At 67.7% G+C, this 9,217-nt stretch carries 10 protein-coding genes; 5 read left to right on the forward strand and 5 right to left on the reverse strand.

Annotated features, from left to right (window positions below):
• Positions 1 to 52 precede the first annotated feature (52 nt).
• Positions 53 to 985: a transcriptional regulator CynR gene (gene cynR, locus G3N62_RS23645; protein WP_034188524.1), complete on the forward strand. Its 933-nt coding sequence runs from the start codon at positions 53 to 55 to the stop codon at positions 983 to 985.
• A gap of 37 nt (positions 986 to 1,022) precedes the next feature.
• On the opposite strand, the gene G3N62_RS23650 is transcribed toward cynR, so the two are convergent.
• Positions 1,023 to 1,226, reverse strand: coding sequence for a hypothetical protein (locus G3N62_RS23650; protein ID WP_124670156.1), 204 nt, complete (start codon positions 1,224 to 1,226; stop codon positions 1,023 to 1,025).
• Positions 1,227 to 1,260: 34 nt separating this feature from the next.
• On the reverse strand, positions 1,261 to 2,580 hold the full coding sequence (locus G3N62_RS23655) for a DUF3422 domain-containing protein (protein ID WP_034188526.1): 1,320 nt from the start codon (positions 2,578 to 2,580) through the stop codon (positions 1,261 to 1,263).
• A gap of 161 nt (positions 2,581 to 2,741) precedes the next feature.
• On the opposite strand from G3N62_RS23655, the gene G3N62_RS23660 reads away from it, so the two are divergent.
• A complete protein-coding gene (locus tag G3N62_RS23660) occupies positions 2,742 to 3,617 on the forward strand; it encodes a LysR family transcriptional regulator (RefSeq protein WP_027782171.1) in 876 nt (291 codons plus the stop codon).
• Here G3N62_RS23660 and G3N62_RS23665 read toward each other — a convergent pair whose 3' ends face one another.
• The 3 genes from G3N62_RS23665 to G3N62_RS23675 form a co-directional block, all read right to left on the reverse strand.
• Positions 3,618 to 4,178 carry a hypothetical protein gene (locus G3N62_RS23665; protein ID WP_034188527.1) on the reverse strand — a complete coding sequence of 187 codons (561 nt, stop codon included), beginning with the start codon at positions 4,176 to 4,178 and terminating at the stop codon, positions 3,618 to 3,620.
• Positions 4,179 to 4,324: 146 nt separating this feature from the next.
• Positions 4,325 to 4,675, reverse strand: a complete 351-nt coding sequence (locus G3N62_RS23670) for a hypothetical protein (protein ID WP_034188528.1) — start codon at positions 4,673 to 4,675, stop codon at positions 4,325 to 4,327.
• 164 nt (positions 4,676 to 4,839) lie between these two features.
• Positions 4,840 to 5,757 carry a LysR family transcriptional regulator gene (locus G3N62_RS23675; protein ID WP_124670157.1) on the reverse strand — a complete coding sequence of 306 codons (918 nt, stop codon included), beginning with the start codon at positions 5,755 to 5,757 and terminating at the stop codon, positions 4,840 to 4,842.
• 325 nt (positions 5,758 to 6,082) lie between these two features.
• On the opposite strand from G3N62_RS23675, the gene fae reads away from it, so the two are divergent.
• The 3 genes from fae to G3N62_RS23690 are packed head-to-tail and all read left to right on the forward strand — an operon-like array spanning position 6,083 to position 9,150.
• On the forward strand, positions 6,083 to 6,607 hold the full coding sequence (fae, locus tag G3N62_RS23680) for a formaldehyde-activating enzyme (protein ID WP_049033642.1): 525 nt from the start codon (positions 6,083 to 6,085) through the stop codon (positions 6,605 to 6,607).
• Positions 6,608 to 6,653: 46 nt separating this feature from the next.
• The gene (locus G3N62_RS23685; protein WP_124670158.1) at positions 6,654 to 7,676 is read left to right on the forward strand and encodes an aldo/keto reductase; all 1,023 of its coding nucleotides are present in this window, start codon (positions 6,654 to 6,656) and stop codon (positions 7,674 to 7,676) included.
• Positions 7,677 to 7,698: 22 nt separating this feature from the next.
• Positions 7,699 to 9,150 (forward strand): NAD-dependent succinate-semialdehyde dehydrogenase, encoded by a 1,452-nt coding sequence (locus G3N62_RS23690; protein WP_124670159.1) that lies wholly within the window; start codon positions 7,699 to 7,701, stop codon positions 9,148 to 9,150.
• Positions 9,151 to 9,217 lie beyond the last annotated feature (67 nt).

The following is a 9,217-nucleotide window of genomic DNA, read 5'->3' on the forward strand; positions in this document are numbered from 1 at the left end:
GTAAAAGACTGATTTATGATCAATCGGATAAGTACGTCTTATAGGAATCGCCATGCTGCTGCGCCATATCAACTACTTCCTGGCCGTCGCCGAGCACCGCAGCTTCACGCGCGCGGCCGCCGCGCTGCACGTGTCGCAGCCCGCGCTGTCGCAGCAGATCCGCCAGCTCGAGGAGACGCTCGGCGCGCAACTGTTCGACCGCACCGGGCGCGTCACGCGGCTGACCGATGCCGGCGACGTGTATTTCCGCTACGCACGGCAGGCGCTGCACGATCTCGCTGAAGGCCGGCGCGCGATTCACGACGTGCAGGATCTCAGCCGCGGTTCGCTGCGGATCGCGGTCACGCCGACCTTCACGAGCTATCTCGTCGGGCCGCTCGTCGAGGCGTTCCACGGCCGCTATCCGGACGTGACGCTGTCGGTGCGCGAGCTGTCGCAGGAGCGTATCGAGACGCTGCTCGTCGACGACGAGCTCGACGTCGGCATCGCATTCGAGGACGTGCAGTCGGCGGATATCGCAGTAGAGGCACTGCTGGTCGAAACACTCGCGCTCGTCGTGAGCCGTCGGCATGCACTCGCGGGAAAACGCAAGGCCGGCCAGCGCGCGCTGCACGACGCGTCGCTCGTGTTGCTCACCGCGGAGTTCGCGACGCGCGTGCAGATCGACCGCTATTTCCGCGAGCACGATGTGCAGCCGCGCGTGCTGATGGAGGCGAATTCGCTGGGTGCGGTGATCGAGATCGTGCGCCGCACGAACCTCGCGACGCTGCTGCCCGCGACGATCGCGACGGGGCATGACGATCTCGTCGCCGTCGCGCTCGATCCGGCCGTCCTGCGGCGCACGGCCGTGCTGCTGCAGCGCAAGGGCGCGTACCGGAGCGCGGCCGCGCGTGCGTTCGTCGAGCTGGCGCTCGCGCTGGGGGCAGGGAAAGGGAAAAAAGAAGGCGAACCACGTCCGGCACGCCCAGGAACGGCCGGATCATGAACGCCGGCGCTACGCCGGATCGGCGCGAACGATCGCGTCAGTTGTACCCGAGAATCGCCACCGCCGCGACCTCCGGCCGATCGAGCGTATTCCCGACGAGCGACGTCATCGGTTCCTGCAGCACGGCCTGATACGACGTCACGCGCGCCGCTTCCGGCACACCGGCATCGTCCGATGCCGGCTCGTCGAACGCTGCATCGAAACCGCTGTAAAACCCCGCTTGATTCTGCGAAAAAGTCATCTCCACTCCTTTCCTTGATTGTGCTCTTGATCGGCTAACCGACGCGCTTCAACGCCGTCACCTGCACGGGCGCACCGTCATGCGCAGCTTCCGACCGTGCAAGCTGCGCGCGTGTGCGCCGCGTGATGTGGATCACCGCGAACACGACCGGTGCGATCAGCAGGCCTTCCGCCAGCTCCGGATCGACCGGCAGGTTCATCACGTGCAGCGCCTTGAACGCCGCCGTCGCGAGCGACAGCACGTAGTACGAAATAGCCGCCACCGACAGACCTTCGACCGCATGCTGCAGATGAAGCTGGTTGCGCGCGGTGCGCTCCATCCCGGCCAGCAGGCGTGTCACGTCCTTTTCCTGCGCGAGGTTCACGCGCGTGCGCAGCAGGTCGACCGCGCGGGCGATCCGCGCGGCGATCTGCTCGTGGCGCGCCCATACGCTGCGGCACGTTTCCATCGCCGGCGCGAAGCGCCGCTCCATGAATTCGGCGATCGTCGGCATCCCTTCGATCCGCTCTTCGCGCAGTTCCTGAATGCGCGCCAGCACGAGCTTTTCGTACGCGCGCGACGCACTGAAGCGTGCGCCGGCCCCCGCCAGCGACTCGACCCGCACCGCGAGATGCGTGAGCTTGACGAGCAGCGCCGTGTCGTCGCCGTCGGCGCCGCTCGCGTCCATCCGCTGCATCAACGCATGCAGCGCCGCGTGGATCTCGTCGAGCTCGCGGCTCATCCGGCGCGCGACAGGCAACGCGAGCAAGGCCATCATCCGGTACGTTTCGATTTCATACAGGCGCTGCAGCAGGCGGCCGCCCTGCTCCTCGCGGAAATCCTCGTCGATGACGAGAAAACGCATGAAACCGTCGTCGCGCACGTGCCAGTCGCAGAACACCTTGCCGCCGCCGAGCACATTGCTGCCGACGAGCGCGGGCCCGTCGATCCAGCGCCGCAGGTCGCCGCACACGCGGCGCGCGGCGTCGCCCGACAGCAGTTCCATCCTCACCGCGACGAAACGGATGCCGGCCAGCCGCGCGAACCACGCGGCCGGAATGCCTTCGATCGCGAGATCGTCGAAGTAGCCGGTGTCGCGACGCGGCGCGACGAACGTGAAAGTCGAGAATTCGGTGTGACGCTCCCACTTCAGGTGCCAGCCGCACGGCGACTGCACCGCGTGGTGCGTCGCGCCTTCGTGCGGCGCGGCAATGCCGGTGTCGCGGCACAGCGCGTGCAGCAGCGTTTCGTGGATATCGGGCTGGCCGTCCGCGTAGATCGCGTAGTGCGTGAGCGACACGGCTTCGGCGAGCCGCAGGAACGGCCTGGCATGCAATTCGGCGGCCAGCGCGGCGCGCAACGGATGGTCGATCATCGATACACCACGCTTCCTCGTTCAGTGCTGCACACCGGGTCGACCGGCCTGAATGCCGCGCCGCCCGTGGGCAGGACGCCAGCGTGATCGCACTATGGCAGACACACATCAACAATAAAAACGCATAATGTTGATCGTTACGTTCAGTTTTCCTGATACCGATGAAGATGCTCGATCACGACGTGCTGGCCACCGTCGTCGCCGTCGCGGAGACCGGCAACATGACCCGCGCGGCCGAGGCCGTGAACCGCTCGCAGTCTGCCGTGAGCATGCAGATCAAGAGCCTGGAGGACGCGATCGGCCGGCCGCTGTTCGTGCGCAAGCCGCGCAGCATCGTGCTGACGCGCGAGGGCGAGGTGCTGCTGGGATTCGCCAGACGAATGCTGGCGCTGCGCGACGAGGCGTGGGCGGCCGTGGTGCGCCCGGAAGTGACCGGCAAGGTCGTGATCGGCGTGCCGGACGACTACGCGTCGTCGCTGCTGCCGTCGGTCCTGAAGAAATTTTCGGCGACCTACCCGAAGGTCGAGATCCAGGTGATGGGGCTGCCGAGCAGTGCGCTCGCGCCGCTGATCAAGGAAGGCACCGTGGATCTCGTGTGCGGCACGCGCATCAAGGGGCTGACCGGCGACTTCATCCGCCACGAGCCGATGGCGTGGGCCGCGATGACGAACGGGCCGCGCGTATGGGAAGAACGGCCGTTGCCGATCGCGGTGTTCATGCCGGGCAGCGTCGCGCGCGAGAACGCGATCCGCAGCCTCGAACGCGCGAAGGTGCCGTACCGCACGTCGTATGAAAGCCCGAGCCTGCTCGGGCTGCTCAGCATGGTCGAGGCCGGCCTCGCGGTCGCGCCGCTCGCGCGCTGCGCGATTCCCGCGCAACTGTCGATGCTCGGCCGCTCGCACGGCTTGCCGGACCTGCCGCCGCTCGAACTGATCCTCGCGCGCAGCACGAAATCGAAGCGGCCGCCGTGCGACTTTCTCGCGGAACAACTGATGGAAGACCTGCAGCGCCAGACCGGGCAGACCGGCGACGCGTGATCAGCGCGTCGCGCCGAACCCTGCCGCGCCCAGCGCCGCGTTGACATGCGCGGCGACCGCATCGACGAGCGCTTCGAGCGTGTCGCCGCACACGTACCGGTGTTCCGGCGCCACGTGCTCGGAGCGCCGCCCGCCCCACTGCGCGCCCGATGCGACCGACAGCGTCGCACCGAACCGATGGCCGTGGCGACGCCCGAAGACGCTCACGCGCTGCCCGGCCACATACGCCTGCTCAGGCAGATAAAGCCGGATCTCGACCGCCACCTGCACGGGATCGTTGACGCGCGCGGCCGGGCTGACCGTCGCGCCGAATACCTTGCCGATCCGCCAGATCACGCAGGTCTCCCACGCCGCGAGCGGGCCGCCGATCGCGTCGACCCGTTCGGTGTCGACCGACCACTGATGCCGGGGCGGCAGGACGATCGCTTGATGCAGCAGCACTTCGGCCACGCGTACCGTCGTCAGCAGCTGACGCGCGAGTTGCTGCCCTGACGGCAGCGATGCCGTCCGCGCGCGACGGCTTGCCGGCCGCGCGACACGCACTTCTTCCGGGATGTACATGGTCACTCCGTATTCAGGGGGTAGCGCCGCGCACGACGCGGCGCGCGAACCTCCGGCGCCGCCGGCCGATGGACAGCCATGGCGACCGGCGATCCGGCGGCGGAGCAAACGAACCGTCTGTGTACGAGCAACAACCGTTCCCCGCGTCACCGGGCCCGCGGCCCGACATGCAACCGGCGCGCGACGGGCCCGATCACCGCATCGGCCTGCTGCGCGATCAGCATGTGCAGCGTGAAGTCCAGGTCTTCCGGCGCGATCTCGAAATGAACGTGGATCACGTCGCGCACCGCGCGGGCGCGGACGACATACACGCCGAGCGGCGAATGCAGCAGCGCCGCGAGCCGCTCGCGCGCGTGCTCGCCGGAATCGGCTGTCAGCGTGACGGGCAACTGCAGGCGCGGGCGCGGCGGCGGCAACGGAATGACGCGGGTGCGGGTGCCGGCGCGCATTTGGCGGCCGGCGACATCGAAGGCGGGAAAGGGATGGATGAAGGTCATGGAGCGGACGGGAGCCGTCCCGGCTGTTCGACATGTCCCCAGCTTAGAAGAGACGGCATAAACGTCGTGCAAAAAAATGCCGCGGCGACGCAAAAAACGGCATGCAGAGCGCAGCGCGCCGTACCGATTCGACCCCACGCCTCCCCTGCCGCGCGACCGCTGCGCTATGCAAACGCCTCGAGCGACGCGCGCCGTCGTTCGTCGACCATCGATTCGATCAGCGACACGAGATCGTCGGTCAGCGGATCGCAGATGCCGGGCGAGCGATGCAGTTCGAGATCGGCCGCCGGCAGCGGCGGAAATCCGTCCGCCTCGCCGAGCACGCGCCAGTTCTCGGGCAGCGTGCAGCGATCGATCATCGTCACGGCCGCGCCATGGTTCACCGCGATCTTGATGCCGGTCGGGCTCTGGCTCGTATAGACGACATGACAGGGCCGCTCGGCGCTCGCCAGCGCCTGCAGCCCGCGCTGCCGGTAACAGCACGTCTCGGGAAACAGCGCGAGCGGCACCGACGCCCGCGGGCCGAGTGCAAAGTCCCGATGCGCGGCCCACACGACGTCGTGACGGCCGAGCAGCCGCCCGCCCGCATTCGGCCCATGCCGCACGACGAGCGCGACGTCGAGTTCTCCGGCCTGCAGCCGGTCGAGCAACTCGAGCGACGTGCGGCAATGCACGTGCAGGCGCGCCCCCGGCCGCATCGCATAGAACGACTTCAGCAGGTCGGGCAGCCACAGCTCCGCGTAGTCCTCCGGCAGTCCGAAGCGCACGATGCCTCGGTCGCTGCTCGCCTGCTTCAGCGCGAGGATCGCATCGTTCTGCACCTGGATGATCCGCCGTGCGTGGATCAGGAAGTTCTCGCCGTCGCGCGACAGTTCGAGCCGCCGGCTGTTGCGCATGAACAGATGCGTGTCGAGCCGCTCCTCGAGCGTGCGGATACGCAGGCTGATCGTCGACTGCGTGCGATGCAGTTGCCGCGCCGCCGCGGTGAAGCCGCCGCTTTCGACGACCGCGACGAATGCGCGGATCAGCTCCGGATCGAGGGAACTGAGCTTCGACCAATCGGGCTTCTGAATGGCAGCCATCGAAATTACTCGCTTTCGAAAATGGAAGGGACGACGAAAGATAGGGCTTGGAGTACGCCGATTGTTGTCCAGACGCGTCCGGCCCTCCAACCCCCGCCCGGGTATGACAAACCCGGAGCCGGTACGCGAACGCCCACCCGCCAACCCCGTCGCACCTGCCGTCACGATGGCGGCCGCGGGCCGCCCGGCGGGCGTTTGCGCACCGGGCCCAGGGCATTCCCGGAGACGACGAAAACTCATACCTCGATCAGAAAACATCGATTCACCGGCCGCGTCGCGGCCCACCACAATCGCCTCACACCAACTTCATCGACGAGACATCGCAATGACCGCATCCCAATCCAGGCCGCTCTACATCGGCGAAGGCTTCGAAGGCCCCGGCGTCAACCTCGCGCACATCAACGTGCTGGTCGGCCCGCGCAACGGCCCGGCCGGGCAGGCGTTCGCGACCGCGCTCGCGACGCCGTCGGCCGGGCACGCGCCGTTCGTCGTGATCGCTCAGCCGGGCGTGCCGACCAAGCCGCTCACGCTGTACGTGAACAAGGCGCAGATCGCCAACGACTTCCACGGCAATGCCACGTGGGGCGCGTCGCAGGCGGGCATCGCGAAGGCCGTCGCCGAAGCGCTCGAGAACGGCACGCTGCCGCCGGAAGCGGAGAACGACTGGGTCGTCGTGTCGGCGAACTGGGTCAACCCGCGGGCCGACGACCTCGACGCGGTGTTCGAGAACAACTACCGCGCGTGCCGCAACGCGATCGTCGCCGCGATGGAAGGGCTGCCGCATCGCGATGCCGTGTTCGCCGCCGCGCGCGACGTGTCGAACCCGTTCTACACGCCGAAAAAGAACTGACGGACCCAGACAACATGCGGCCGGCGAGGCCGCTCCAGGAGGAAGCATGGAATACGTCCGCCTCGGCCAGTCCGGCCTGAAGGTGTCCCGCCTGTGTCTCGGCACGATGAACATGGGCACGCCCGAGTGGAAGCCGTGGATCTTCGACGAGGCGCAGAGCGAGCCGATCGTGCGCCGCGCGCTCGACGCCGGCGTCAACTTCGTCGATCTCGCGGACTTTTACTCGACGGGGGTCGGCGAGGAAGTCGTCGGCCGCATCCTGAAGCGCAACGCGCGCCGTGAAGAGCTCGTCGTGACGACCAAGGTCGGCTACGACATGGGCAGCTATCCGAACGCGGGCGGCCATTCGCGCAAGCACGTGCTCGACGGCATCGACGGCTCGCTCAAGCGCCTCGGGATGGATTACGTCGACATCTTCATGCTGCATTTCTTCGACGTGAACACGCCCGTCGAGGAAACGATGAGCACGCTGCACGACATCGTGCGCGCGGGCAAGGCGCGCTACATCGGCGCATCGACGATGTACACGTGGCAGTTCGCGAAGATCATGCAGGCATGCGAACGAAACGGCTGGGACAAGCCGATCAACATGCAGCTGCAGCTCAACCTCGCGTATCGCGAGGAAGAGCGCGAGATGGTGCCGTACTGCATCGACCAGGGCGTCGGCGTGTCGGTGTTCAGCCCGCTCGCGCGCGGCCTGCTCACCTGCGAGCCGCAATCGACGCGCAACCAGACCGACTTCTTCACCGCGCAGATGTATGGCGATGTGTCGTCGCTCGCGATCGCCGCGTCTGTCGCGAAGGTCGCGAAGCGGCGCGGCGTACCGCCCGCGCAGATCGCGCAGGCCTGGGTGCTGAGTCGCCCGGGCGTCGCGAGCATGCTGGTCGGTGCGGATTCCGTCGCGCAATTCGACACGGCACTCGGCGCGCTCGAAACGCAGCTCACCGAAGACGAGCTGCACGAACTGGAGCGCAACTACACGCCGTGCGACCTGATCAACGACTACACGGCCGGCAAGCGCATTGCGCGCGAAGCGCGCCCGGCGCAGGGCAGTTTCGCGGCAGACTGAAGCACTGAGGGAACGACACACGATGAACGAATTTCTGAGGACCGGCCACTACATCGGCGGCGAATGGCATGAACCGCACGGCGCGAGCGACGCAACCTATCCGGTGCTGAACCCGGCGACCGGCGAGACGATCGCGAAAGTCGCGAAAGGCGGCGCCGACGACACGCAGCGCGCGATCGATGCGGCTTCGCACGCGTTTCCCGCGTGGCGCGCACTGACCGCGAAGGAACGCGGAGCCCGCGTGAAGCGCTGGGGCGAGCTGATGCTCGAACACCGCGACGCGCTCGCCGAATTGCTGACGCGCGAACAGGGCAAGCCGCTCGCGGAAGCACGCGGCGAAGTGGCCTATGCGGCGAGCTTTCTCGAATGGTTCGCGGAAGAAGCGAAGCGCATGTACGGCGACGTGATCCCGAGCCCGAAGCCGGATTCGCGGATCGTCGTCACGCGCGAACCCGTCGGCGTCGTCGCGGCGATCACGCCTTGGAATTTCCCGCTCGCGATGATCACGCGCAAGGCCGGCCCCGCGCTCGCCGCCGGCTGTACGATGGTGCTGAAGCCGTCCGAGGAAACGCCGCTGTCCGCGTTCGCGCTCGCGGTGCTCGCCGAACGCGCGGGCGTGCCGGCCGGCGTGTTCAACGTCGTGTCGGGCGATGCGGTCGCCATCGGCGAGACGCTGACGAGTTCGTCCGTCGTGCGCAAGCTGTCGTTCACCGGCTCGACGGGCGTCGGCAAGCTGCTCGCGAAGCAGTCGGCCGACACGCTGAAGAAGCTGTCGCTCGAACTCGGCGGCAACGCGCCGTTCATCGTGTTCGACGATGCCGATCTCGACGCGGCAGTCGTCGGCGCGATCGCGTCGAAGTTCCGCAATACGGGGCAAACCTGCGTATGCGTCAACCGCTTCCTCGTGCAGGACGGCGCGTACGACGCATTCACGCGCAAGCTGGCGGACGCCGTGCGCAAGCTGCGCGTCGGCAATGCGCTCGCCGGTGAAGTCGACCAGGGGCCGCTGATCAACGAAGCGGCGCTCGGCAAGGTCGAGCGGCACGTGGCCGATGCGACCGCGAAAGGCGCGCATGTGCTCGCCGGCGGCAAGCGTCACGCGCTCGGCGGCACGTTCTACGAGCCGACCGTACTGACCGGCATGACGCCGGACATGCTGATCGCCGAAGAAGAAACCTTCGGCCCCGTCGCGGGCTGCTTCCGCTTCGCGACCGAGGACGAAGCCGTCGCCGCGGCCAACGACACGCCGTTCGGGCTCTCCGCGTATTTCTACACGCGCGACCTCGGCCGCGCATGGCGTGTATCGGGCGCGCTGGAAAGCGGGATGGTCGGCGTCAACGACGGGATCATCTCGACCGAAGTCGCACCGTTCGGCGGCGTCAAGCAATCCGGGCTCGGCCGCGAAGGCTCGAAGTACGGCCTCGACGAATACGTGGAACTCAAGTACACGCTGATGGCCGGCCTCGGCCGCTGACCGCGCCCGGCGGTCGATCCGCGCCGCGCGCCGCCCGGCCGCGCGGCGTTTCGCACGACTCGCGCGG

The sequence above is a fragment of the Burkholderia sp. Tr-20355 genome, assembly GCF_017104685.1.
GTDB lineage: Bacteria > Pseudomonadota > Gammaproteobacteria > Burkholderiales > Burkholderiaceae > Burkholderia > Burkholderia seminalis.